The following is a 25303-nucleotide window of genomic DNA, read 5'->3' on the forward strand; positions in this document are numbered from 1 at the left end:
TATTGTAATCTAAAAATATGTATTTTTACAGAAAATATATGTATTTTGCAGAGTATTTTGTAAAAAAGACACAAAAAAGCTATGCATAGAAGTTCCAAAACTTCCGCATAGCTTCAAAGAATAGTATTAGGTATATGTATGATTTGAACTTCCTATAGAAAATAAATCCATGCACTAATGATGGCAATCAAACCAAGAATGCCTGAAATCGTAAAATAAATAATCTTCAGCATGATGCCGCTTAACAGCCAAAAGACACAGTTTACAATAAGGATGATATAAAGCATTTCATTGTTGCCGGCGAAATACGTTGTACTCACTTTCAATGTCACACCTAAAATGGATAAAGCGGTCGCCAGCTGCAACATCACTGCCATTAGATGATTTCTTTTTGCAAAATAGATAGCCCCGATCAGAGAGCCTGCTGCAAATACCGCGGCAACTGCAATGACAACCCATTCGAACTGCATGGTAAACAGCAGCAATAAAATAACCATTGCAATGATCGGGAAAAACATCGATACATTGCGGTTTCTGCGTTTTTCGACATTTATGACGGCATTTTTGGATTTCCCTGCAATCTCTTCTTGATGGTTTCCTTCCGAATAAAGGGTCATCAAAAAGTCGCAATAATGTTCTGGTAACATTTTATTTTGTTTCCAGAACGTAATTTCATTCATAATTATTTGTTTTTTAGGATTTGACATCATTTCGCTCCAAATCTGGATTTATATGCTCTATCATATTGTAAATAATTCTTGCATGAACAACATCGGTAAAAAGCAATACCATTATTCTCGGAAAATAGTAATTACCTGCTATAGTTACACAAAAAAAGATGAAGAGTAATATACTCCTTCATCTTTTCCCTGTTTAGCTTATTCTAAGAAATCTTTTAAGCGTTTTGAGCGAGATGGATGACGCAGTTTACGTAATGCTTTCGCCTCGATTTGACGAATACGTTCACGTGTAACGCCAAACACTTTACCTACTTCTTCCAAAGTGCGCGTACGGCCATCATCTAAACCGAAACGTAAACGCAATACGTTTTCTTCACGGTCTGTTAATGTATCCAGCACGTCTTCCAACTGCTCCTTCAATAACTCATATGCTGCGTGATCAGAAGGAGATTGTGCTTCCGAGTCTTCAATGAAATCACCTAAATGCGAATCATCTTCTTCCCCAATTGGTGTTTCCAATGATACAGGCTCTTGGGCAATTTTTAGAATTTCACGAACTTTTTCAGGTGTTAAATCCATTTCCTCCCCAATTTCCTCCGGAGAAGGTTCACGACCTAAATCCTGAAGAAGCTGACGTTGCACTCGAATTAATTTGTTGATTGTTTCAACCATGTGTACCGGAATACGGATAGTACGTGCCTGGTCGGCAATCGCACGTGTAATTGCTTGACGAATCCACCAAGTTGCATAAGTCGAGAACTTGAACCCTTTACGGTGGTCGAATTTTTCAACCGCTTTGATCAGACCCATGTTTCCTTCCTGAATAAGATCCAGGAACAGCATTCCACGGCCTACATAGCGTTTTGCAATCGAAACTACAAGACGTAAGTTAGCTTCGGCCAGACGTTTACGTGCTTCTTCGTCACCTTGTTCGATACGTTCCGCTAAACGGATTTCCTGGTCTGCAGAAAGTAAATCCACGCGTCCGATTTCTTTTAAATACATACGTACCGGGTCATTAATTTTAACGCCAGGAGGAACACTTAAATCATTTAAGTCGAAAGCTTCTTCGCTTGATTCTTGCTTAGATAATGCTTCTTCTTCAAATTCTTCTTTTCCTTCAACTGTTACATCATTTTTTTCGATTTCATCGGCAAAGTTGAAAATCTCTTCATTCTCCAGTTCAAAAAATGCTAATGTTTCAGAGATTTCCTTCATTGACATTTCGCCAACCTGTTTTGCTTTAGCTAAAAGTTGCTTTTTTACCTGCTCTAATGAAACCCCGTTTACTACCGTATCTTTTGAATGTTTTGACTTGTCCGCCATAAACCTTCCTCCTTCTAAAAACAAATCGCGTTAAACGCCCATTTTTATCTTTCTATTTAAGTTAATTATTTGTTGGGCAATCTCAAGTGCTCGTCTATGCTCATGCATTTTTTCTGCTTCTTTTTGATCGTGCTTTAATTGTTCAATCTTTAGTTCTAATCGGCGTTTTTCGATTTGCTTTAAACAATCTATTATTTCCGCTTCACCATTATCAGGGTCACGTTCAAGTAACGCAGCATCCATCACAATTTTTCTTAAATCATGATCATCCAACACTTCGACGAATCGATGGAAATCAGCCATTTCATATTCTTCATAAAAACCAATTAAACGAACAAATACGGATAAATATTCCTCATGAATGAAAGGTTCGTTATTTCCCTCTCTGAGAACTTTATTCACAATATTTACATCATGCAACATATGGGCTAAAAGTATACTTTCCGCACGGTCTGTTGCATCTTTTTTCCGCTCCCTTTGGAGTAGAGGTGTTGGTTCTTCCACCATTTTCTGATCGCGTTTCTGCTCTTTTACATTATCTGCGACCATTTTTCTTAATTGGGTACTGATCGCCTCTTGGGAAATATTTGTTTCATTTGCCAATTGACGAATGTATAAATCACGTTCAGTTGGAGAAGTATTATTTTTTAATGTTTCCAGAACTTCTTGAATGTATTGAAGTGTGTCATTTTCAAATTGAAAATTTTTGCCGCGTTTCGCATGCATCATCATAAATGCAATATAAGCGTGCGGCTTTTCTATTATTTGATTTTTAAATGCCTCTTGTCCGTGTGTACGAATGTATTCGTCCGGATCAAGTTTATCTGGTAAAACAGCGACCTCAACTTTAATCTGTTCTTGATGAAGCATTTGTGCAGCACGCTTGGCAGCCTCAAATCCAGCATTATCACCATCATAGCAAATCGTAATTTGCTGAACTAAGCGTTTGAGCTTTGTAATATGCTGGGGCGTAAGAGACGTACCCATCGTTGCTACAGCATTGTATATACCTGCTTGATTAGCTGCTAAAACATCAATAAAGCCTTCCATTAAAATTACTTGTCTTGATTTACGGATAGATGCCCGCGCCTTATCCAAATTATAAAGTACTTGACTTTTATGGAAGATCGGCGTTTCAGGACTATTTAAGTACTTAGCATCTTCGCCATCGGAATTTAAAATCCTTCCTGAAAATGCAATTGTTTTTCCATTTTCATCTCGGATCGGAAACATAATACGTCCCCGGAAACGGTCAAAGTAGCTGTCGTCACTATCTTTACGAATGATCAGACCGCTTTCGGCCATTTCTTCAGGATCATAACCTTTTCGCTCAAGTAAGATTGATAGCGTGTCCCAATTCGGTAACGCCCATCCTATCTGATGTGTTTCGATTTGCTCACGTGTAAATCCTCTTTCAAGCAAATAATTTAATGCAGGTTCGCCATCTTCTGTATTCATTAAAATATGATGATAAAACTCCACTGCAAACGTATGAGCCTCTCGCATTTGCTGCTCTTTTTTTGAAATGGGTGAATTCGACATCGATTGATCGGTCGACAATTCCATTTCAAGCGGGATTCCCGCACGTTGACTTAGTTTAATGAGTGCATCCGGAAACGACAGATGTTCCATATCCATTACAAAGGTAATGGCGTTTCCTCCTGCCCCACAGCCAAAACAGTGAAATATCTGTTTATCGCTGGATACGGAAAAAGAGGGTGTTTGCTCACCATGAAATGGACATAATCCAAAATAGTTGCGCCCTCTTTTCGTTAACTGCATATAATCGCTAATGACATCGACTATATCGGACTGCGAGCGAATTTGTTCAATCACATGTTCGGGTATTTTTCCAGCCACATTATCACCATCTACAGTATTCGAGATAAATTACAAATATCCTCTAAAATACGACAAAATTTCTTATACAAATTTGTAATTACCCTATAATAATTATTTTTACCACAATTTTATTATTATAAAACAAAAAGACTATTGTTGCTATATAATTTCAAAAAAATAATCAGAATATAACTAAAAATGTCGAAATTCAGCGATATATGCAAGCTTATTCTGTAACAAAAGTATTGTTCACTTAGTTTCTTAAAAATCTTAAATATTATTCCACCAAAAAAACCTCCTCTTCCCTTTTGAAGAGGCGGCTATAGTTGCTATCTACAATCAAGCTCTAGCATATCAATAATTTTATGCGCTGTTTCTTCGACAGCACGATTTGTAACATCTATCGTTCGACAACCTATTTTATCAACAATACTATAAAAATAGCTAATTTCCTGCTCAATTCTAGTATGTTGTGCATAAAATGCATTTTCCGTTAAACCCAATGTTATTAAACGCTCTTTTCGAATATTGTTGAGCTTTTCCGGTGTAATGACCAATCCAAAACATTTTTTCGGATCGATTTGCATTAATTCCGCTGGGGGTTCCACTTCCGGAACGAGCGGCACATTCGCCACTTTATACCGTTTATGAGCTAAATATTGCGATAATGGGGTTTTAGATGTTCTTGATACACCGACTAAAACAATGTCCGCCAGCAAAATACCGCGCGGATCCTGCCCGTCATCATATTTAACAGCAAATTCGATCGCTTCAATTTTTTTGAAATAATCATCATCCAATTGATGGACAAGCCCCGGCTTTTGCAACGGCATTTCATCAAATGAAGTTTCGATCAAGTCAAGCATCGATCCCAATAAGTCGATTGCATGAACCTTATATTCACTTGCGATTTTTTGAAGTGCTTGTCTCATCTGCTTTTCAACAAGTGTAAAGACAATCGTTGCCTCATTTGCGATAGCAATTTGGACAATTTTCTCCAACACATCCACATTGGCAATATGCGGAAACTTTCGAATCCTTACTTTTTCGAAATTTGGCCGAAACTGGCTGACTACCGCTTTCACAGCCGCTTCTCCAGTTTCACCGACCGAATCTGATACTACAAATATAGTCAATTTTTTCATAAGATCACCTATAAATCATGCGTTTCAGCTAACGAAATAAACGCACGTGTAATATTCGTCTTCGTTAACCGTCCGGTAATGACCAATCCCCGCTCAGTTTCTTCAACTACCGGCATGGAATCAATTTCTCGTTCTATTAACTTTTTGGCCGCCACGATTAATGAATCCGAATTAACACAATAGGCAATATTCGGCATTCTCGTCATAATTATATGCACAGGCATTTTATTTAAATCCTGTGTTCCTATACTCGAACGCAGTAAATCTTTTCGAGACAGCACACCTTGTAATATTTCATCTTTATCAATAACGAAAAGTGTTCCGACATCCTCGGAAAACATATGGATAATCGCATCATAGACTGTCATATCATCCGGAACAACTACCGGGATTGACTGAAAATCCTTTACTTTTAAATTCAGCATTGATTCCGTAAAGGCAGCCGTTGTTTTTTTACCTGCATAGAAGTAGCCGACACGTGGGCGCGCATCTAAAAATCCAGCCATCGTTAGTATAGCTAGATCAGGTCTCAATGTAGCGCGCGTTAATCCAAGGCGCTCAGCGATATGTTCGCCCGTAATAGGGCCATTTTCTTTTACAATTTGCAAGATTACATCTTGACGTTTATTGAGTTCGATTGGACTCACCCGCTTCAAATAATGTTATACTTTATCCTTAATTATTATATACTATTCCCTTCTATATTGCGAAGAAAACAAACCCATGCTACAATATTAGCGAACAACTCACTTGTTGTTTTGAATATTAATATGTAAGCGATGAAGGGATTAATAAGTATCAATTCTAACATAAGCGAGTAGGGATAGTGCAAGCCTACAATGAATTGAGAAACGGCGCCCCTGAGCTATTTTTATAAAAGAGGTTTTTATTTATTTAAAAACAAGCGGGGTGGAACCGCGGGTACATCGTCTTGATGCACTCGTCCCCGGGCAGAGCTTTTGTGCCCGGAGACGGGTGCTTTTATTTTTTTCATTAACGAACAGGAGGTTTTTTTCATGGCAGAAAAATCAATGGAGACAATTGTATCATTAGCAAAACACCGCGGATTCGTATTTCCCGGATCTGATATTTACGGTGGTTTAGCAAACACTTGGGATTACGGTCCACTTGGTGTAGAACTTAAAAACAACGTAAAAAAAGCTTGGTGGCTGAAATTCGTTCAGGAATCTGAACACAACGTAGGTTTGGATGCTGCGATTTTAATGAATCCAAAAGCATGGGTTGCATCTGGTCACGTAGGTAACTTTAATGACCCGATGATCGACTGTAAATCATGTAAAGCGCGTCACCGTGCAGATAAATTGATTGAAGATGCTTCTTTAACAAAAACAGGCAAAGAAATTATCGTTGACGGTATGACTTTCGATCAAATGAAAGAAAAAATGGAAGAGCTTGAAGTAGCTTGTCCAGACTGCGGAAAAATCGATTTCACAGATATCCGCCAGTTCAACTTAATGTTCAAAACGCACCAAGGTGTAACTGAATCTTCATCAAATGAAATTTACCTGCGCCCAGAAACTGCACAAGGTATTTTCGTAAACTTTAAAAATGTTCAGCGTTCAATGCGTAAAAAGACACCATTCGGTATCGCACAAATCGGTAAATCTTTCCGTAACGAAATCACACCTGGTAACTTTACATTCCGTACACGTGAATTCGAACAAATGGAACTAGAATTCTTCTGTAAACCGGGTGAAGACCTTGAGTGGCACTCATATTGGAAAGAGTTCTGCAAAAACTGGCTTCTTGCATTAGGTATGAAAGAAGATTCAATGCGTTTACGCGACCATGAAGACGATGAGCTTTCACACTATTCAAATGCGACAACGGATATTGAATTCCGCTTCCCATTCGGCTGGGGCGAACTATGGGGTATCGCAGACCGTACAGATTATGACTTAAAGCAGCATATGGAACATTCAGGTGAAGATTTCACTTACATCGATCCTGTCTCAAATGAGCGCTATGTACCATACTGCATCGAGCCATCATTAGGTGCAGACCGTGTAACATTGGCATTCTTATGCGATGCTTATGAAGAAGAGCAATTAGAAGGCGACGATACTCGTACAGTATTACGCTTCCACCCTGCTCTAGCTCCATTCAAAGCAGCTGTATTGCCACTATCTAAAAAATTATCAGAAGAAGCTGGCGACGTATGGGCTGATTTACGTAAAGCATTCCCGGTTGATTACGATGAGTCACAATCTATCGGTAAACGTTACCGCCGCCAGGACGAAATCGGTACTCCATTCTGTATCACGTACGATTTCGATTCAAAAGAAGACGGTCAAGTAACAGTACGTCACCGTGATTCAATGGAACAGATCCGTATGCCAATCGCGGAAGTAAAAGCTTACATCGAGAAGCATTTACAATTCTAAAATCTATAAGACACTTTCTGTTCGATTTGAGCAGAAAGTGTTTTTTCTTTTTACAGGATTGAAATATAAAATCTTATCTACAGTTATTTATCCGCTAGCCCCCTCTCTCAAGCATTGAATAATCCAAAGATTCATTCACTAAAGTTTAAGCACCTTTTTTCACATTACCTTGTATTAAAAAAAGCCCTTTAATTTTTAGATTATTCAAATAATTAAATTAAAATAAGTTATAATCAAAGATAGTAATAGATGGAGGGGATTTTATGTTTTTTCAGGTAAAGGACAAAACCGACACACCTTTAGACACATTTGATAAAATTTCACATCTTGTAAAAGCTATACTTCAATTTGAATGCCCGGAACACCGCGCACAACACCACATCCTCTACACGGCGAATATGAAACTTGAAACTTATCGTGAAGCACAGTTATTTTACAGAAAGTTTGACGATCCGAGCAACGCACTTGGTCGTTTAAGCCGTGAAGCTTATGAGCTGGCAAATAAAAAATACAATCAATTGTTTACAATTATCCGGGGCTATATGCATTTAAGCGACGATAATAAACGTAGCCATTTTAATCATCACTTCCGCTTTTCCAAAGAAAAAATAGAGAATATGTTCACTCTTTTTGAACACATGCATCATCATCAATACTTAAAGCTTGAAGAAGAGTTTTATGAACGGTTAAAAGAAGATATCATCCCATTACTGACACAATTCGAGTGACTTGCTGAAACCTTTTCCGTTATGGAACGTAAAATAAGGAGCATGTCCATTGGGAGGATGATTTATGGAAACTCAACAGCAGCTAGAAAATCATTTATTAACAATCCAACTTTGGGAAAAAGATCAAAGCGGTTTATGGTTTTGGGAAAAAATCGGCCGCATCCCTTTTAAAATACTCGATAAATTAACACCGAAATTCATTCAAGAGAAAATTTCCGTTTTGATCGACGAATTGGTAAGCTATGTCCAAACAGGCGGAAAATATTTAGTAAGCGAAAAATCGATGATGCGTCATATTCAAAAGCATACGCTGCATTCGGTTTCCACCTTGGAGGATATTGGACAAATGCCGATTGAAGATATGGTGGAACTGAGTGAAAAATTACAGAAAAACCGTGCAAAGGTTGCAACCGTACAAGGGGCATCTACCGGCTTTGGCGGTGTTTTTACATTGGCACTCGATATCCCTGTCATTCTAGGAATTGCGCTAAAAACATTGCAGGAAATCGCAATGATCCATGGCTATGATCCAAATGAAAAAGCCGAGCGTATATTCATCGTAAAATGTCTGCAGTTTGCTTCTTCTGATGTTGTCGGCAAAAAAGCGATATTAAATGAACTGGCACAACATTATGAAAAGCCGAACGCTGCAGAAAATATGGTGTCCCAGTTACAGGGCTGGCAGGAAGTCTTCTTTACGTACCGCGATAACTTCGGTATGAAAAAGCTCTTTCAAATGATTCCTGTAGCAGGTATGATTTTCGGTGCCTTTATTAATAAATCGATGATTGAAGATATTGCCGAGGCAGGTATGATGCTATATCGCAAGCGAAGAGTGCTGGAACGGATGAATGAACTGGCAAACAGCTAAATGCGCAAAATAGCCCAGGATTTAGTATTACCTAAATCCTGCGGCTATTTTTATTTGTGTACGGCTTTTTTATTTAATTCGTGCATTTCTTGTAAACCTTTATAAAACGGATAAAGCTTTTGCAATTGTGATTCGTCAATACTATCGTTTGCTAAATTATTTAAATATAATAATGACTCGTCAATTCGTTTTTGAATTTCATCGAGGTTATTCGTCGTTGACCCATGCCCTGGCACCATAACTCCAATTTCTTTATCCGATATAATCGTTTGCACTTTTTGGATCGTTGCAAAATATGCTTCATAATCCTCAATAAAAGGAAACTCGACATTCGATAAATAATCCCCTGCCAGTAAAATACCGAACGGCTCCACCACTGTAAATAACCCATCTCCCGTATGCCCTGGCGATAAGTAAAAGCTACACGTTATATCCTGCAGCTCAAGTGTTTGGCCATCTTCTTTAATAATAATGTCTATGTGAGGATAAATAATAGGATAATCTCTTTCAATATAGTACTGAGCATCAAACTGACGGATTTGCTCCAATACCTCTTCTTTATTTATTCGCTTAACAAAAGCTTCACTGGCAATTGTTGTAGCATTCGGAAAAGCACCTGCAGCAATAATATGATCATAATCACTATGTGTATAAATAATATATAATTTCCGATCTTCAATAATCGACTCGATATAGCCTTTTATTTCAGCAATTTCGTTCGGCAGCCAGTTAGGGTCGGTCACGATTAAGGCCTTCTTCGTTTTGATTACCGCAGATGTCGTTTGATACAAAACACTTTGAAAAACGGTCAGGTGCTCATTTTCAAATTGGCGCACTATTTTCACTCCTTAATAGAAGAAAGCGAGTCTGCGCGATTCTACGCACTTTCGACTCGCTTTATTTCCTAGGCAATAATTTTATTCTTCTTCCTTCTTTTCACGCTGCAGTAACGGTGTACGCTCCAGTTGTTCGATGAAGTTGCGTGATTTCAGACGGATCCCTGTTTGCTCTTCATAAATTGTCGTTACAATTTTTTTAATAAATTGCTTCGTTTGCGGTTTTAATTCCAGCTTGCCAACTTGCTCAATCGGCACCGTATAAAACATGCGAATCAGCTTGAGCTGCGTTGGTGATAACCGAATAATATACGGGTCCAAATGGAAACATCGATGACATATAAATCCGCCTTGTGTAAATGAAAATGCAAATTCCCCATCAACGGCCCCACACCCTGCACATGCATGCAAAATCGGCTGGATACCTGCAAACGGAAGCATTTTCCAATCTACAAACAATGTAATTGCTTCAGGATCATACCCTTCTTCAATTGCATTCAATGCCTGAATTAATATATCAAAAGCATAAGGTTCCGGTCTGCCTTCTTCAACGAGGCGATCCACTATTTCCACGATGTAGCTTGCATAGGCTGTTGCCACAATATCTGTTTGAATATGACGCATCGAATTGAAATGTTCCCCTTGCTGTAATGTCCCCATGCCTGATGTTCGCTGGACTAAAAACGAGCCATGCATAAAAGTTTGTGTTACACCTGCTAAACGACTCGTCGGTTTTTTCGCTCCACGTGCCATACACGCGACTTTACCTGCTTCACGTGTCATAAGTGTCACGATTTTATTGGATTCACCATAAGCACGCGCCTTTAAAACGATGCCTTCCCATTTATGTAGCATCTGTTGCACATCCTTCTATTTCTTTCATATCTCTATTATACCGTACTATTGCTAGAAAAGTTTAATAAACGGTTACATGTTGTCCCATGATTTTCTTTACCCACTGCACATTTTTTATAGAGCGCTGTTCCACATCTTTTAATGGATAGACCCGATAAATACCGTCTGCATCTTTTAATACAGAAGTGGCATAAAGCTCAGGTTCATCTATTGTAATCAGGTCGCCTTCCTTTGTAATTTCAAGGCTCGCGATTCCGCCAATCATTGTGTTCGGTATTGTTATAATTGTTGAAAAGAAATTACCAAGCGAATAAAAAATATGCGTCTCCTGCCCCTGTTCATTGATCAGCTTGTCATATGGCTGCAATACATGCGGATGGGTCCCGAAAATAATATCGACTCCGGCTTTATTTAATATATCGGCATAATATTTTTGATTGTCATTCGCTTCGTAAACGTATTCAGATCCCCAATGCATCGATACAGCTACTACATCGACCGATTGTTTTAATTCCTCGACATCCGCTTTTATTTTTGCTTCATCAATATAATTTATGAGAAATGGCGATTCCTGTGGCAAATAAAGGCCATTTGTTCCGTATGTGTAGGCAAGCAGTCCAATTTTTATCGATCCGATTTCCATGATGCGTTGTGTAGATCTGTCATCTTCATTTTTATAAGCCCCTACATAAGGCATATGGTAGTCTTCAAGATTGTTAAAGACGGTACGCATACCATTTTCCCCTTGATCGATAATATGGTTATTGGCGATTGTGACTAAATCGACTCCTGTATGTTGGAGATCCCGAATAATATGGGCTGGACTTGAAAATAGCGGATACCCGCTTAATGGATACTCGTTGCCGACAGGTGGAGATTCCTGATTGGCGATCAGAAAATCATAGCTTTGCATCTTCGGCATCACCGCTGCAAAAGATGAAGTATAATCATCATATTTCGCGAGTCTTAAATGCAGCAAAATATCCCCTGTCATTGCAAGACGAATCGATTCTTTAGCGACCTGTTGCTTTGCTTCACTAATGGGTTCGTTTTTATCATTTATATCATTCTCTATCTTAATTTGTGATGAATATGGCTCTTCAATATTCATTTGCCCTTCTGCGACCAAAATTGTTTGTTCTTGGTCAACGGTCGCAATGACAATAAATAATAAAGCGAGCGATATTGCCCAAAGTGCCAGTAAAAATTTATTTAAATTATTCATTGTATTCACCTTCTGACTTCTGTTAAATATTCCCTTACTAAATGGTAGCAGAACATTGGCCATAATCAAGAATAAAATCATTTTCGTCCTGAGAGGCGGGATTTATTCGCCAGGTTTGAGGGAAATGTAGAACATTTTGAGGGGAAAGTAGAAAGTTTTGGGGCGAATGTAGAACATTTTTTATGAAATGTGGAACAAAGCTGTTGTAATGTAGAACCTATTTATTTTATTCGCCAATTTAGCTGAGTATGTAGAAAGTTTCGTCGGAAAAGTAGAATGCTTCCAGATGAATGTAGAACTTTTCATCGATAATGTGGAACAAAGCTGCGAAAATGTAGAACCCATTCACTTTATTCGCCACTTCATCAGAGTATGTAGAACGTTTCGAGGGCAAAGTAGAAAGTTTTGGCCCGAATGTAGAACTCTTCATCGTCAATGTGGAACAAAACGCCTGAAAAGTAGAACTCCATATAAAAACACACCGATTTTTCATCGGTGTGTCTGCTGCTATCTATTAATACTCGTCTTCTCTAAATCCGAAATCGCGTAAATGTGTTTGCTTGTTACGCCAATCTTTTTGAACTTTTACCCAAAGCTCTAAGTATACTTTTGAGCCTAATAGCATTTCAATATCCTGGCGGGCACGTGAGCCGACTTCTTTTAAAAGGGCGCCGCGTTTACCGATAACAATTCCTTTTTGTGAATCGCGTTCTACCATGATAGTCGCCTGTACATGAATCATATTCTCTTTTTCTTCATGTGGCTTAATTCGCTCAATAACAACCGCGATTGAATGAGGAATCTCTTCACGTGTTAAGTGCAATACCTTTTCACGGATTAATTCAGAAATAATGAAGCGTTCCGGGTGGTCCGTTACTTGATCTGCCGGGTAATATTGAGGCCCTTCAGGTAAATACTTTTCGATTGTTGTTAATAAGTTTTCTACGTTGTTGCCTTGTAATGCTGAAATTGGAATAATTTCAGCAAAGTCGAACTTATCTTTATACGAATCAATGATTTTTACCAGTTCATCCGGATGTACTAAATCGATTTTATTAATGATTAAAAATACCGGTGTTTGATTGCCTTGCAATAACTCGATGATAAATTCGTCACCTTTACCGATTGCTTGTTCAGCGTTAACCATAAACATAATTACATCCACTTCGCGCAATGCGTTGCGGGAAGTTTTCAGCATAAATTCGCCTAATTTATGTTTTGGCTTATGAATCCCCGGTGTATCGATGAAAATCGTTTGAGAGTTTTGTTGTGTTAAAACACCTTGTACTTTATTACGTGTCGTTTGTGGTTTGTCAGACATAATTGCAATTTTCTGGCCGATCACTCGGTTTAAGAATGTTGATTTGCCCACATTAGGACGACCTACAATCGAGACAAAGCCCGATTTGTATCCTTTATTTTCCTGCATTTTTCATATCCTCCGTATTAAATGCACCCGGGATCAGCTCACCTACTGTTGTTTGTTGAACGTCACCATTCATATTTGTTAAGTAGACGGGCATATCCGGAGCACAAAATTCACTCATTACTTGTCGACAAGCTCCGCATGGGGAACATGGACCCGGTGTGTCTGCTACGACCGCCAGCGCTTTAAATTTCATATTGCCTTCTGACACTGCTTTGAAAAACGCCGTACGTTCAGCACAGTTTGTCATGCTGTAACCTGCATTCTCGATATTGCAGCCATTGTACACTGTACCATCCTCAGCTAATAAAGCCGCACCTACTTTAAATTTCGAGTAAGGTACATAAGCAAATTCACGTGCAATTTTAGATTGATCCATTAATTGTTCCATGTTCATCTTTGGTTCCCCCAAAACATTATTTTTAAAACCATTTTGGTAAAAATATGAGTAGTCCGATTATAACACTTGCGAGCGCAAAAACAAGTACGGCACCTGCCGCAACATCCTTTGCCTGCTTGGCTAGCGGATGAATTTCCGGTGATGCCAAGTCGACCACACGCTCGATTGCCGTATTGATCAACTCGGTTCCGATGACAAAAGCTATGACTAAAATGATGATACACCATTCAACGATCGATAGCCCTGTCAGTAAACCAGCCATCATGACAATCACTGCACTCACTAAGTGAAATCTGAAATTCTGTTCGTGTACAGCCGTAACTAGTCCTTCCATTGCATAACGAAAAGAACGAAAAAATTTACGGACGTTCATTCATATCACGACCTAGGCCGTATGACTGTAAAATCTCATCTTGTTTCCCAAACATGACTTTTTCATCTTCAGGTGTCATATGATCATAGCCTAGCAGGTGCAAAAAGCCATGGACAGCCAAGAAGCCGAGCTCACGTTCAAACGTATGACCATACTCTGCTGCCTGTTCCCGTGTACGGTCTGTCGAGATGATAATATCTCCTAAAACGCGTGGAATCCCTTCACCGATAATTTGCAGTTCCCCTTCACCCATTTCTTCCAATGCAAAAGAAATAACATCAGTAGGCTGGTCTTTATCACGGTATTCACGGTTAATTTCATGGATTGCTTCATTCGTCACAAACGTAACCGACACTTCCGAGCCGTCCTCGATACCTTCCTGCTCCGCTGCATGCTGGAGTAATTTTTCCACTAATTCCAAGTGGGATTGTTGTACTTCATTTGTTTCATCTAAAAAATCAATTAATAACATGTTGTTCCCTCCTACTATTCCTTTGGATATTCAATACGCGAGTGGAACGTTCCATTCAATGTTTCACATAATACGTCTTCTATCTTTTTCAGTTCTTTTAGCGAAATATCACATTCATCAAACTGGTCATCCTGTACACGATCCTGAATAATCGATTGCACAAGCTTCTGTATTTTCTCTGCATTTGGCTGCTGCATCGAACGGACTGCCGCTTCCACACTGTCCGCAATACTGATAATCGCGGCCTCTTTCGTCTGTGGCTTTGGACCCGGGTATCGGAATACACTTTCGTCCAATTCTTTCCCTTCTTCCCTAGCCTTAAACAAAAAGAATTTCAATGTGCTTGTCCCATGATGCTGTAGACAAATATCGATGATTTCCTGAGGCATTTTATGCTTTTTCAAGAGCTCTGCCCCATCCGTAGTATGCGCAATAATAATTTCCGCACTACTTTCGGGTGCCATCGTATCATGAGGGTTTGTCCCCATTTGGTTTTCAATGAAAAATAGAGGTCTTCGCGTTTTCCCTACATCATGATAATAGCAACCAACTCTTGCCAGCAAGCCATCAGCCCCGATTGCTTCACATGCCGCTTCAGCCAGATTCGCCACCATTATACTATGGTGATACGTACCGGGTGTTTCCGTCAAAATTTTCTTTAACAGCGGGTGATTCGGATTCGATAATTCGATCAGACGCACGACCGATAAAAGTCCGAAAGCCGATTCGAAATATGGTAGCAGTCCCATCATTAAAGCACCGGATAATAATCCCGAAATAATGGCTGCAGCAACGTAAAATGCGACTTCCTTCATTCCGTAACCTGACTGTCCCATTAGAATATAAAATGTGATAAACACTATGTTAACAAGCGTTACAATACCAACCGCCTGCAAAATGTCTGTCCGTTTTTCCAGGCTGCGCATGAAAATAATCGATGCGAATCCCCCAAATAAAATGTAAAGCGCTGTATCCATCTGTAAAATACCTGATAATCCTTCATGAAAGATGATCCCTGCAGATGCAGCTGTAATGATCGTCACAATACTTGCGGTACGGTCATTGGCCAGCACGCGGACAAGCATTGTCGCTAACGCTGACGGGAAAATGAAGGCAATCAACAGATCGAAATTCGTTGAAATCAGCGCGATCAGTTTCATCATAATTAATGCAATTGCATACACAATGATTGTAACGAGCAGTTCATTGCGTTTTGAAGCAATGTCTTTTTCAGATCGATCAAACAGGACGAAAAGGAAAGACATTTGCAGTAAAATCAAAATGATTAACCCGGCAATCGGTTTAATCGATTCCTCACTGTCCAGCATCCCTAACAATTCAAGCTGGCGGTAAATTTCGCGTGTAATGACTTCGCCTTCCTGGACGATGATCTGTCCTTGCAAAATACGTGTCGGCTCAACCGCTTCCTTTGCCTGCTGTTTGGCAATCGCCGTTTTTTCATCATCGAGTACTTCAGTTTCAACGATAGCTGCACGACCAATGACAATCGCCAAACTCATTAACCCTTCAGAAATTGAAGGCTGCTGACGGATTTTACTTTCCAGTTCATTTCGGTATGGCAGCAAGCTATCCTTACGAAGCGGATAATTTAAGTTCACTTCAACCAATGTCGCTAATGCATCACGTGTAGTTTCAAGATTTGCTTGTGATGCACTTAATACATTCAGCAACTGTGCATCTGATAAAATCAGATTTTGCTGGTTATCAAAAATATCTTTTAATGCTGAACGCAGCATTTTTATTTGATCAGCTTGAGGTATTTCTTCCTCTGCCTTTGCAATCTCATCCTTCACATCTAATGCAATATCAAAAATGGTTGTCACAAAAGTTGCACGCTGACTAGGTACCTCATCTTTATATATGTATACAGGATCTACGGCTTTCTCCGCATTTTCCTTTTCTATTTCTGTCTTTACCGTATCTTCCACTGTTTTAGATGAACGAATGGTTTCCGGTGCTAATTCAGTTAGCTGGATATCATATGTAACGCCACGAACATTATCAATCATCAGGAAAAACTGAAGAAGGGCAGTAGCTGCAAGTATAATGATTAATAGTGCGCGAAAGCTGATTAGTTGGATGAGCTTGTTAAATCTTTCTATGATCATGCACCTCCCTTTGTTTCTATGTACATTTTATCAAATTTATATGTTTGGTGTTACGAAAAGTACGTATGTTTTTCAAATAAATGTCTTTCTACCGATTAACGTTGACATCAATTCCTCCTTTTAGTTTATATACGTAAATTTTTCCAATAGGTTTCATGCTAATTTACTCAATAAAAAAACTTTCAACCTTACAATAAAAGTTGAAAGTTCCTTTTTTATAATTCCTGCTCCGTGTAAGCCTGTATTACTCTCGCTACTAATGGGTGACGGACTACGTCACCTTGCTCAAGTATTTGGAAGTGGATATCTTTTACATAGCGTAATGTACGCTCTGCAATAATCAGACCGGATTCCGTGTTTTTGGGTAAATCAATTTGTGTTTTATCACCTGTAATGACCATTTTCGAGCCAAAACCTAAACGTGTTAAGAACATTTTCATTTGCTGATGCGTTGTGTTTTGGGCTTCGTCTAAAATGACGAACGCATCATCCAATGTACGGCCGCGCATATATGCTAACGGCGCGATTTCTATCGTCCCGCGCTCAATTAGGCGCTGCGTCTGTTCCTGTCCATAAATATCATGTAAGGCATCATAAAGCGGACGTAAATAAGGATCGACTTTTTCCTTCAAATCCCCCGGTAAAAATCCTAATGACTCTCCTGCTTCAACGGCAGGGCGTGTTAAAATAATACGTTTTACATGACCATTTTTTAATGCCTGTGTAGCCATCACAACCGCTAAATACGTTTTACCGGTTCCGGCTGGTCCAATTCCGAAAATCAGGTCTTTATGACGGATTGCCCGGATATATTCGCGCTGTCCGATTGTTTTTGCACGTATCGGCTTGCCTTTTGTATTACGCGCAATTTCTTCATCATATAACTCCGCATAATACTCTATCGTGCCTTTACTGGCCATTTCAATGGCTGTTGATACATCACGCTGATCGATATTAATATTTTTTCGAATTACTTTCAATAACGCTTCTAAAACTGCATATGCTTGATTTTTCTTTTCTAAATCATCGCCTGCAATTTGTATTACTTCCCCACGCGTAATAATTTGTACGCTATAAGTTTCTTCAATCAATGTTATATTTGCATCTGACATTCCTAAAAGCATTACAGCTTCATTCGGATTGTCGATTTGGAGCTCAACATATTTTTCTGACATACTCATTCTCCTTGGTGAATTGGATGTGGTTGTGCGATATTTTCATTAATTAAATACAAGACTTTCCCTTTAACTGTATCATCATCACTGTTGACGTGCAAAAGTTTTTCTGCTTTAATGGCGGTTTCAAGCGGTAATGAAGAAATCATCTTTTCATGCAATAATGGCATGATAATTGTTTCTACATCCTTTTCACTTATCTTTTCCTTTTTTTTATGAAACATTCGATAAGGCTTATAAGTCACAACAGACTTCAACGGTTCAATAGACATTTGTTCTATCGCTGTCCCGATCTTCTCCCAGTTTACGTCATATTTCCAGCCATGGTCATCCAATACTTCCATTTCGATTGTTTTAGGAACGGAAAACGATGTTTCAAGCCAGTAATCAACAAACACTTCGCCTTCAGCACCAATAACGATTTCTTTTTCACCATGCTGCAACACACCTGAAACGAGAATATCTCCCTTGTGTACCGTCATATTTTGCTCAACTTGACGAACACCGCGCTCAATTTGGAAATGAGTGACGACACCGCTGTTGTTCGCAACTAAATGCTGGTTCTTGTTCACTTTTGGAACCGGCTCAATCTTTGGCGCCAATTGCGGATTTATCGTAATTTTACTTCCATTTTTCATAATATGTACCCATGAAAACTCCCGAAACTCCTTCATCATCGTCTGTCGGATTTCATTATCGGATAAAAATGTTTTTTTCGGTACAGGAAACTCCACACCCATTTCCTTTTGTAAATAGAGTGCTACTTCATCTTCCAGTTCAATCGTGGCGGCATCAACTTCGACTTGCCATACAAACCGGGATAGTATGATCGGCAGGATGATTAACATGATGATACCAATCGCCGTAACCATATCTTTTTGCAGAATTCTCTCCGGCTCGCTGTAACGGATTGTAATTTTTACTTTCGCTTTTTTTCTTAGTCTGCGCAATAAAGACAAATTACTATGCGCCACTTGGAAAGTTATTTCGCTCTGTTTAAAAGTTAAATGAAAAACTCGGATTTTATGCTCTTTCATCAGCATAATAAAAGTGCTTGCTTCTTTAGATTGCTTTAGTTTGATTGTTATTAGCTTTTTATAGGATTTACTCATTTTGCATTCCGCTCAATCGTAAGCTTCTGCAGATTTTTACATTGAATTAAAAAACCTTCTTCGAATAAATGCTGGACTTCCACTTCCCCCGCATGAACGTACATCGTAAAATCTTTCGTCGTGCAGTTATACTCAGTCGGGGTTACATCACCTATTGTATAGGAACCATCATAGCGGATATCCATAAAAGAGGTGATTTGCAATTTATTGTTTTTAGGAAATAAATTTTTCAATAAAAGCCTCCTTTTTACGTCACTATATGCTTAGAAAAAAGAAGGCATGTATAGATTATTTAATCCCGCTTTAACGGGTAGTAATTTATGTTCCTCGATTGTGCTGCTCTAGAGGCAAGACTACCAACTATGGCATAAAGCATAGGTGATCGACTACTACCCGTAAAAGCCCGATTAGTTAAACTAACAATCAATTGGAGCTAAAGCCCCTAATTGATTGAAGTTTCACTTTATCGGAATTTCCCAGTTCGCAAAGTCTCCTAACGCATCACCGGAACTTTCACTTTCCGGCTCCTTAAATGCTGCTGGAACTTTTAAATTCAGAGATTTATTTTCATCGTATACATTCTGAGGAATTAAATAAGTCACATTAAAAGTCGTTTCCATTTGAGGGTTCACCATAATTTGTTCGTTCTCAACAGAAGACGACAACTGCTCTATATCTTCCTGCTCTGATGTTTGAATTGTAAAATCCGGCGTATAGTAAACAATTTGGCTGTACTCATTTTCAATATTGCCGTTAATTTCAAGCATTAATTCTCCCGGCTCTGCGGATACCTTTTGAATTTTATAGTCGAGCTTTAAAGTGACACCTTCCATATTATGTGTCAATGACTCCTCGCTTTCGTATACAGTAGCGGTTTCATCTGCCTCCGAAATTGATTCTTCCACTTCCTTACCGCATGCAGCAAGTACTAAAATAAGTATTAAAAATAACATCCATCTTTTTTTCATGTCTGTTTCCCCCTCTCATAATAGATATACCCGTTTCCTTAAAAATTTAGTTGCATGTTTTCATAAAGTCTGCTGATTTCCATTACGGGCGGACGCTTTCCGCGGGCACGGCTCGAGCCTGCAGTCTCTCAATCGGTGCTCCTGACGCTTCGCCAAAATAAATTTTGCTGTTCCCGCAGGAAGCTTGCTCGTAGCGAAAGGCGCTAGACGTCAGCGGATTTTTTCACAGTGTGAAAGGTGAAACCGACAGCATGAACCCTGCCACCGTCCATTCCAATCAACTCCTGTTCCACCATTAAATATCACCATTTCATTATATCCTATGTAAAAAAACTACCTATTCCCACATTACGTTGAAATAGGTAGTCTCTTATTATTTTCTTCTTGCTTTAGGTGGGCCCAAAACTTCTGTCATAATAATGGCCTGCATTAAATCACGTTTGCTCGATGGCACGACTTGGAAGGCTTCTGCTTCTTTTTTGGCCATCGCAACAATTGGACGCTCCTTTAATGAACGAGGATTATGGATCTTTTCAGTTACTGGTTCCACAATAGAGCGAGCAGCTTCAACAGGTTTTTCTACTTGTTTAGGAAGCTCGCGTTCTACTCTTTGACTTACCGGTTTTACTTTTTCATTCAGCTGGCCGAATACTTCATTCGCAAAGTCCTCCAATGATTTCGGACGTCTTTGCTCTGTTCGGCGCTCAACTTCCTGTTTTCGAGGAGCAGGTTGACTGCTAAATGGCGGCATCTGATTTGATTCTTTTTTTTGCTGTTGTTCTTTACCTTTACCTAATAAAGAACTGACAATAAAGACAATCACCATAATGATAAGTCCTTCCATTTAGTGCTCACTCCCTTCCTCGATTATTTGTTTTTCGGATCTTTGTTGTCGTCATTCGAAACTTTTGAGATCGAATCACGCATTGATGTGTCCGCCTGAATATTTTTGTAGTTCATGTAATCCATAATACCGAAGTTGCCAGAACGTAGCGCTTCTGCAAGAGCCATTGGAACTTCCGCCTCTGCTTCTACTACTTTCGCTTTCATTTCCTGAACTTTTGCAATCATCTCTTGCTCGCTTGCTACGGCCATTGCACGACGCTCTTCGGCTTTAGCCTGAGCGATGTTTTTATCTGCCTGTGCTTGCTCGATTTGAAGCTCGGCACCGATGTTTTTACCGATATCAACGTCCGCAATATCGATCGATAGAATTTCGAATGCTGTACCAGAGTCTAAACCTTTAGATAAAACCGTTTGAGAAATTAGATCCGGATTTTCCAGTACTTTTGAATGTGATTCACTAGAACCTAGTGTCGATACGATACCTTCACCAACACGGGCAACGATTGTTTCTTCACCAGCACCACCGACTAAGCGGTCCAGGTTTGCACGTACTGTAATACGCGCTTTTGCTTTTACTTCAATCCCGTTCATCGCAACACCGGCAATAAATGGTGTTTCAATAACTTTAGGGTTAACCGACATTTGTACCGCTTCTAATACGTCACGGCCAGCTAAATCGATTGCTGCTGCACGTTCAAATGTTAATTCAATATTCGCTCGGTGTGCCGCGATTAATGCGTTGACAACGCGGTCTACGTTACCACCTGCTAAATAGTGTGATTCCAATTGGTTTATTGTTACTTCTAAACCGGCTTTATGAGCCTTAATTAACGGATTCACGATACGTGACGGAATTACTCGACGTAAACGCATTCCGACTAATGTGAAAATACTTACTCTTACACCTGCTGCTAGTGCACTAATCCATAGTGCAACCGGAACAAATGTGAAAAATACTGCCAGGATAATAAATGCAATGACTAATCCGACAATTAATGTAATTGTTCCTGCATCTGCCAACATATTCATACTTATTCTCCACCTCTTCCAATAAATTCTCTTACGACAATACGAGAGCCTTCTACTTTCACTACTTCAACTGTTTTACCAGCATCAATATAGCCGCCCTGTGTTACAACATCCAGACGGTCCTGATCAACAATAACGGTCCCTGATGGTCGCAACGGCGTAATAGCCTGCCCTGTCTTGCCTATTAATTCAATTCGGTTTTTGTTTGAAACATAACCTTCTTCCGTCGTCGTTGCATCTCTCAGCACGAGACGGTTGAACATATGCAACTTTTTCCCGAAGAATTTCATAAGTATCACCATTCCTATACCTGCAATTATCATTGCGATTAAAATCGAATAAGCCATATGAACAAAGCTTTCCCCTGCAAAAAGCAAACTTCCTATCATTAAAGCGCCACCGATAATACCTATTATGCCACCTGGTACAAATAGCTCGGCAATGAGTAAAATAAGTCCGATTACAAAAATGATGACTGTTTCATATCCGGCAAAACCTGCAATCGTATGTCCAAAGAAGAACATCCCTAATGAAGCAAGCCCCATTGTCCCTGCAACACCAAAGCCTGGTGAATATAGCTCTACAACTAATCCGATACTTGCAATCGACAGTAAAATAGGAACGATAATCGGATTTGTAATAAAGCGCGCCAGCTTTTCAGCAAATGTCTGCTCAATTTTCACTACTTCGCTGCCATCAAGGTTGGTTTTTTCAAGCAGGTCCGTTATCGAAGCAACAGTGCCTTCCGAGTACTTAACTTTTTCCGCATCTTTCGCAGTTAGTGTTAGAAGCTTTCCTTTCGGGGCTCTTAGGTCAGGCAGATCATAATCGTTTCTGACCATTGCCTTCGCATATTTAGGATCCCTTCCGGAGTTTTCCGCAGCAGATGACATTTTAGCAAGCCAATCGCTTTCCGCCTTTTCTCCCGCTGTATTACCGGAAGAATCGATAACCGCCGCAGCACCCATTGTTGCATTAGGTGTCATATAAATTTCATCTGCATGTAAAGCGATGTATGCACCAGCAGACAGCGCATCTGAATTAATGAATGCAATAATCGGTATATCAATTTCATCCATCAGCCTGCCGATTTCCGAAGCCGCAGTAACAAATCCGCCCGGTGTATGCATATTTAGAATAATCGCTTCTGCGTTATTATCTTTTGCTTCATCGAATCCACGCTTTAAATGCTCCACCAAACCTTTTTCAATTTCATTATTGATGGAGATTTCATACACTTTACCATCTGCAAATGCCGTTAAAGAAGGAAACATTAATACGAATGACATGACCATCAGAAAAATCCAACTAATCCCTTTCGTTCGTCTCAATTTTATCACCCCTTTAGCTAAGTTATGTACAGTTAATTCTACGGATGAGATGAAGAAAAGTTTCAAGATTTTTTATAAAACTTGAAAAAACTTACTTCACTATTATTTGCTAACATATACCAAGTATACGGTACAAGTTGCAGATTATTAAAACTTTCTCGAAAACGCTTTCTTTTTCTTCTCTATTATGGGTGATTTTGCGAATAAATACAAATACCCCGCAGTTATATACATAACTGCGGGGTATATCATTTGTCTGCTCAGTTAAATCTGAAAATTGCGTGTTATGAACGTAGGGTTTTTACAGGGAAAATTACCACTTACGTTTACGTGCAGCTTCTGATTTCTTTTTACGTTTAACGCTAGGTTTTTCGTAGAACTCGCGCTTTCTAACTTCCTGAATTGTACCTGATTTTGATACAGTACGTTTGAAGCGACGAAGAGCATCTTCAAGCGATTCGTTTTTGCGAACGACAGTTTTTGACATCTCTCTTTCCCTCCCTCCGAACACACGTCAGTACATGCTAACATTTAGTTAATGTGTACTAAAGTAGTATAGCGTATCCTTAAAAAAGAGTCAACAAAAACTATCGAATTAGTAATTAGAATCTGATTTTAGACCATTCATGATAGCAACACCAGAAGAAGCACCAATACGAGTAGCGCCATTTTCAATCATAAGTTGCATATCTTCTAAGCTACGAACACCGCCAGAAGCTTTTACTCCAAGATCAGGACCAACTGTTTTACGCATTAATGCGATATCTTCAGCTGTCGCTCCGCCTGTAGAGAATCCAGTAGAAGTTTTAACGAAATCTGCTCCTGCTTCAACAGAAAGTTCGCAAGCTTTTACTTTTTCTTCATCCGTTAATAGGCAAGTTTCAATAATTACTTTTACTAATGTACCATTTGCAGCATCTACTACTGCTTTGATGTCATCACGAACTAAATCGTAGTTGCCGTCTTTTAGAGCACCGATATTAATAACCATATCAATTTCGCCAGCACCATTTGCAATCGCGTCTTTTGTTTCGAATGCTTTTACTGCAGATGTTGTAGCACCTAACGGGAAGCCGATTACTGTACATACTTTAACTTCTGTACCAGCTAATTGCTCTGCACTGAATTTCACCCATGTAGGGTTTACACATACTGAAGCAAATCCGTATTGCTTCGCTTCTGCACAAATTTTTTCTACTTGATCTTTTGTAGATTCAGCTTTTAATAAAGTATGATCAATCATTACTGCATAATTTTGAGTCATTTCTCATTACTCCTTTTACTAAACATTAGTTGTCCGTACATCTATAGTTTAGCATGTATTTTAATTGACGCAAATTATCAGACAACTTAAATTATTCGTCTGAATAGGCGAATTTTGTACGAATAATCTTTCTGTCCAAAGGTTCACCGGCATCCGTGACATACTGAATATTTAACTCAGGATTATGACGATGGACTAACTGGTACGTTAAAATATTTTTAATTAAATGCTCCTGTGCCAAATCAAACGCTTCTTGCCCTAAAAGAGAATCGTCCGATAATACAATTTCCCAATTCGAATAGTTTTCATTTGCATCGATATGCGTAATTCCATCTTCTGTACTTTTCTCACTTGTTTCTTTGTACTGCTCCAGGAATTGTTCTGTTTGGTGCGCAATTTCAGATAGCTGTTGCTTGTTCATTTCCAAAGAAACGACACCATTTGGCTGAATTGTTTTATAAACATCCGATGCTTTGTACTCAATATTTAGCGAGCCGTAATGTCTTGCTACTTCTGTAGGAATATTGACTTCCACCATAGCCGATTCACTTTCTACTGTTGGTTCTTCCTTTTTCTCCGTGCAACCATATAAAATAAATAGAATTGCAGCAAACATCCATATTTTCTTCATATAAATTGCTCACCTTCTTTGCTTGTAATCGGGATAAACATACATTATGTTCCGAATAATAGTGTTGGCTTGTCTTCCTCATAATATACTTAAACTTCCATCAGTTTACGACTAACTTTTTGTAAATTAATATGCTGCATAAAAGTACACGATGTTTCGCCCGATTATAAAAACTTGCGCACACTATTTTCTCTACCCTATTTTATTGGAAGTAAAAAAGAGCCGGCTAATTTA

General features: G+C 39.1%; 26 protein-coding genes. 3 read left to right on the top strand and 23 right to left on the bottom strand.

The genetic code is table 11. The annotated features are described in order from the left end of the window. Positions 1-152 precede the first annotated feature (152 nt). The 5 genes from ACQKN3_RS08505 to ACQKN3_RS08525 form a co-directional block, all read right to left on the bottom strand. A complete protein-coding gene (locus ACQKN3_RS08505) occupies positions 153-707 on the bottom strand; it encodes a hypothetical protein (protein ID WP_251689084.1) in 555 nt (184 codons plus the stop codon). Between the two features lie 171 nt (positions 708-878). After that, entirely contained in the window at positions 879-2006 is a 1128-nt protein-coding gene (gene rpoD / locus ACQKN3_RS08510; RefSeq protein ID WP_339175709.1) for an RNA polymerase sigma factor RpoD, read from the bottom strand. Between the two features lie 30 nt (positions 2007-2036). Next, complete coding sequence (gene dnaG / locus ACQKN3_RS08515) at positions 2037-3866, bottom strand: DNA primase (RefSeq protein WP_427710774.1); 1830 nt, start codon at positions 3864-3866, stop codon at positions 2037-2039. A gap of 311 nt (positions 3867-4177) precedes the next feature. Beyond that, positions 4178-4993: a pyruvate, water dikinase regulatory protein gene (locus ACQKN3_RS08520; RefSeq protein ID WP_251689088.1), complete on the bottom strand. Its 816-nt coding sequence runs from the start codon at positions 4991-4993 to the stop codon at positions 4178-4180. Between the two features lie 8 nt (positions 4994-5001). Next, positions 5002-5640: a helix-turn-helix transcriptional regulator gene (locus ACQKN3_RS08525; protein ID WP_008403112.1), complete on the bottom strand. Its 639-nt coding sequence runs from the start codon at positions 5638-5640 to the stop codon at positions 5002-5004. A gap of 369 nt (positions 5641-6009) precedes the next feature. On the opposite strand from ACQKN3_RS08525, the gene ACQKN3_RS08530 reads away from it, so the two are divergent. The 3 genes from ACQKN3_RS08530 to ACQKN3_RS08540 all read left to right on the top strand — a co-directional run bounded on the left by ACQKN3_RS08530 (position 6010) and on the right by ACQKN3_RS08540 (position 8997). Further along, on the top strand, positions 6010-7398 hold the full coding sequence (locus tag ACQKN3_RS08530) for a glycine--tRNA ligase (protein WP_079525619.1): 1389 nt from the start codon (positions 6010-6012) through the stop codon (positions 7396-7398). Positions 7399-7661: 263 nt separating this feature from the next. Then, a complete protein-coding gene (locus tag ACQKN3_RS08535) occupies positions 7662-8126 on the top strand; it encodes a hypothetical protein (protein ID WP_251689090.1) in 465 nt (154 codons plus the stop codon). A gap of 64 nt (positions 8127-8190) precedes the next feature. Continuing rightward, on the top strand, positions 8191-8997 hold the full coding sequence (locus ACQKN3_RS08540; protein WP_427710778.1) for an EcsC family protein: 807 nt from the start codon (positions 8191-8193) through the stop codon (positions 8995-8997). A 50-nt stretch (positions 8998-9047) separates the two neighbouring features. On the opposite strand, the gene ACQKN3_RS08545 is transcribed toward ACQKN3_RS08540, so the two are convergent. The 18 genes from ACQKN3_RS08545 to ACQKN3_RS08630 form a co-directional block, all read right to left on the bottom strand. After that, positions 9048-9833: an MBL fold metallo-hydrolase gene (locus ACQKN3_RS08545; RefSeq protein WP_427710780.1), complete on the bottom strand. Its 786-nt coding sequence runs from the start codon at positions 9831-9833 to the stop codon at positions 9048-9050. Between the two features lie 81 nt (positions 9834-9914). Then, positions 9915-10688, bottom strand: a complete 774-nt coding sequence (gene recO, locus ACQKN3_RS08550) for a DNA repair protein RecO (protein WP_008403126.1) — start codon at positions 10686-10688, stop codon at positions 9915-9917. 61 nt (positions 10689-10749) lie between these two features. Beyond that, positions 10750-11913 carry a CapA family protein gene (locus tag ACQKN3_RS08555; RefSeq protein ID WP_427710783.1) on the bottom strand — a complete coding sequence of 388 codons (1164 nt, stop codon included), beginning with the start codon at positions 11911-11913 and terminating at the stop codon, positions 10750-10752. A gap of 514 nt (positions 11914-12427) precedes the next feature. Further along, on the bottom strand, positions 12428-13342 hold the full coding sequence (gene era / locus ACQKN3_RS08560; RefSeq protein WP_087615321.1) for a GTPase Era: 915 nt from the start codon (positions 13340-13342) through the stop codon (positions 12428-12430). After that, positions 13329-13736, bottom strand: a complete 408-nt coding sequence (locus ACQKN3_RS08565; protein WP_251689098.1) for a cytidine deaminase — start codon at positions 13734-13736, stop codon at positions 13329-13331. The genes era and ACQKN3_RS08565 overlap by 14 nt, the downstream gene beginning before the upstream one ends. Positions 13737-13761: 25 nt before the next feature. Further along, positions 13762-14112 carry a diacylglycerol kinase family protein gene (locus tag ACQKN3_RS08570; RefSeq protein ID WP_427710786.1) on the bottom strand — a complete coding sequence of 117 codons (351 nt, stop codon included), beginning with the start codon at positions 14110-14112 and terminating at the stop codon, positions 13762-13764. Next, the gene (gene ybeY, locus ACQKN3_RS08575) at positions 14099-14584 is read right to left on the bottom strand and encodes an rRNA maturation RNase YbeY (RefSeq protein ID WP_079525603.1); all 486 of its coding nucleotides are present in this window, start codon (positions 14582-14584) and stop codon (positions 14099-14101) included. Before ybeY ends, ACQKN3_RS08570 begins: the two co-directional genes overlap by 14 nt. Before the next feature lie 14 nt (positions 14585-14598). Continuing rightward, the gene (locus ACQKN3_RS08580; RefSeq protein ID WP_427710789.1) at positions 14599-16713 is read right to left on the bottom strand and encodes an HD family phosphohydrolase; all 2115 of its coding nucleotides are present in this window, start codon (positions 16711-16713) and stop codon (positions 14599-14601) included. A gap of 215 nt (positions 16714-16928) precedes the next feature. Then, positions 16929-17888: a PhoH family protein gene (locus ACQKN3_RS08585; RefSeq protein ID WP_008403135.1), complete on the bottom strand. Its 960-nt coding sequence runs from the start codon at positions 17886-17888 to the stop codon at positions 16929-16931. A gap of 2 nt (positions 17889-17890) precedes the next feature. Beyond that, the gene (locus ACQKN3_RS08590) at positions 17891-19000 is read right to left on the bottom strand and encodes a sporulation protein YqfD (protein ID WP_427710791.1); all 1110 of its coding nucleotides are present in this window, start codon (positions 18998-19000) and stop codon (positions 17891-17893) included. Then, positions 18997-19233 carry a hypothetical protein gene (locus ACQKN3_RS08595; RefSeq protein ID WP_008403137.1) on the bottom strand — a complete coding sequence of 79 codons (237 nt, stop codon included), beginning with the start codon at positions 19231-19233 and terminating at the stop codon, positions 18997-18999. The genes ACQKN3_RS08590 and ACQKN3_RS08595 overlap by 4 nt, the downstream gene beginning before the upstream one ends. 225 nt (positions 19234-19458) lie before the next feature. Then, positions 19459-19968: a hypothetical protein gene (locus ACQKN3_RS08600; protein WP_251689108.1), complete on the bottom strand. Its 510-nt coding sequence runs from the start codon at positions 19966-19968 to the stop codon at positions 19459-19461. A gap of 373 nt (positions 19969-20341) precedes the next feature. After that, positions 20342-20812, bottom strand: a complete 471-nt coding sequence (locus ACQKN3_RS08605) for a hypothetical protein (RefSeq protein WP_427710793.1) — start codon at positions 20810-20812, stop codon at positions 20342-20344. Between the two features lie 23 nt (positions 20813-20835). Further along, a complete protein-coding gene (floA, locus tag ACQKN3_RS08610) occupies positions 20836-21843 on the bottom strand; it encodes a flotillin-like protein FloA (RefSeq protein WP_065217031.1) in 1008 nt (335 codons plus the stop codon). 2 nt (positions 21844-21845) lie between these two features. Beyond that, complete coding sequence (locus tag ACQKN3_RS08615) at positions 21846-23174, bottom strand: NfeD family protein (protein ID WP_427710796.1); 1329 nt, start codon at positions 23172-23174, stop codon at positions 21846-21848. Between the two features lie 313 nt (positions 23175-23487). After that, the gene (gene rpsU / locus ACQKN3_RS08620) at positions 23488-23661 is read right to left on the bottom strand and encodes a 30S ribosomal protein S21 (RefSeq protein ID WP_004227078.1); all 174 of its coding nucleotides are present in this window, start codon (positions 23659-23661) and stop codon (positions 23488-23490) included. Positions 23662-23769: 108 nt separating this feature from the next. Then, positions 23770-24438 (bottom strand): deoxyribose-phosphate aldolase, encoded by a 669-nt coding sequence (gene deoC / locus ACQKN3_RS08625; RefSeq protein WP_427710798.1) that lies wholly within the window; start codon positions 24436-24438, stop codon positions 23770-23772. 91 nt (positions 24439-24529) lie between these two features. Further along, on the bottom strand, positions 24530-25069 hold the full coding sequence (locus tag ACQKN3_RS08630) for an adenylate cyclase (protein WP_427710800.1): 540 nt from the start codon (positions 25067-25069) through the stop codon (positions 24530-24532). Between the last annotated feature and the right edge of the window lie 234 nt (positions 25070-25303).

The sequence above is a fragment of the Solibacillus sp. NPDC093137 genome, from assembly GCF_050280445.1.
Lineage (GTDB): Bacteria > Bacillota > Bacilli > Bacillales_A > Planococcaceae > Solibacillus > Solibacillus isronensis_B.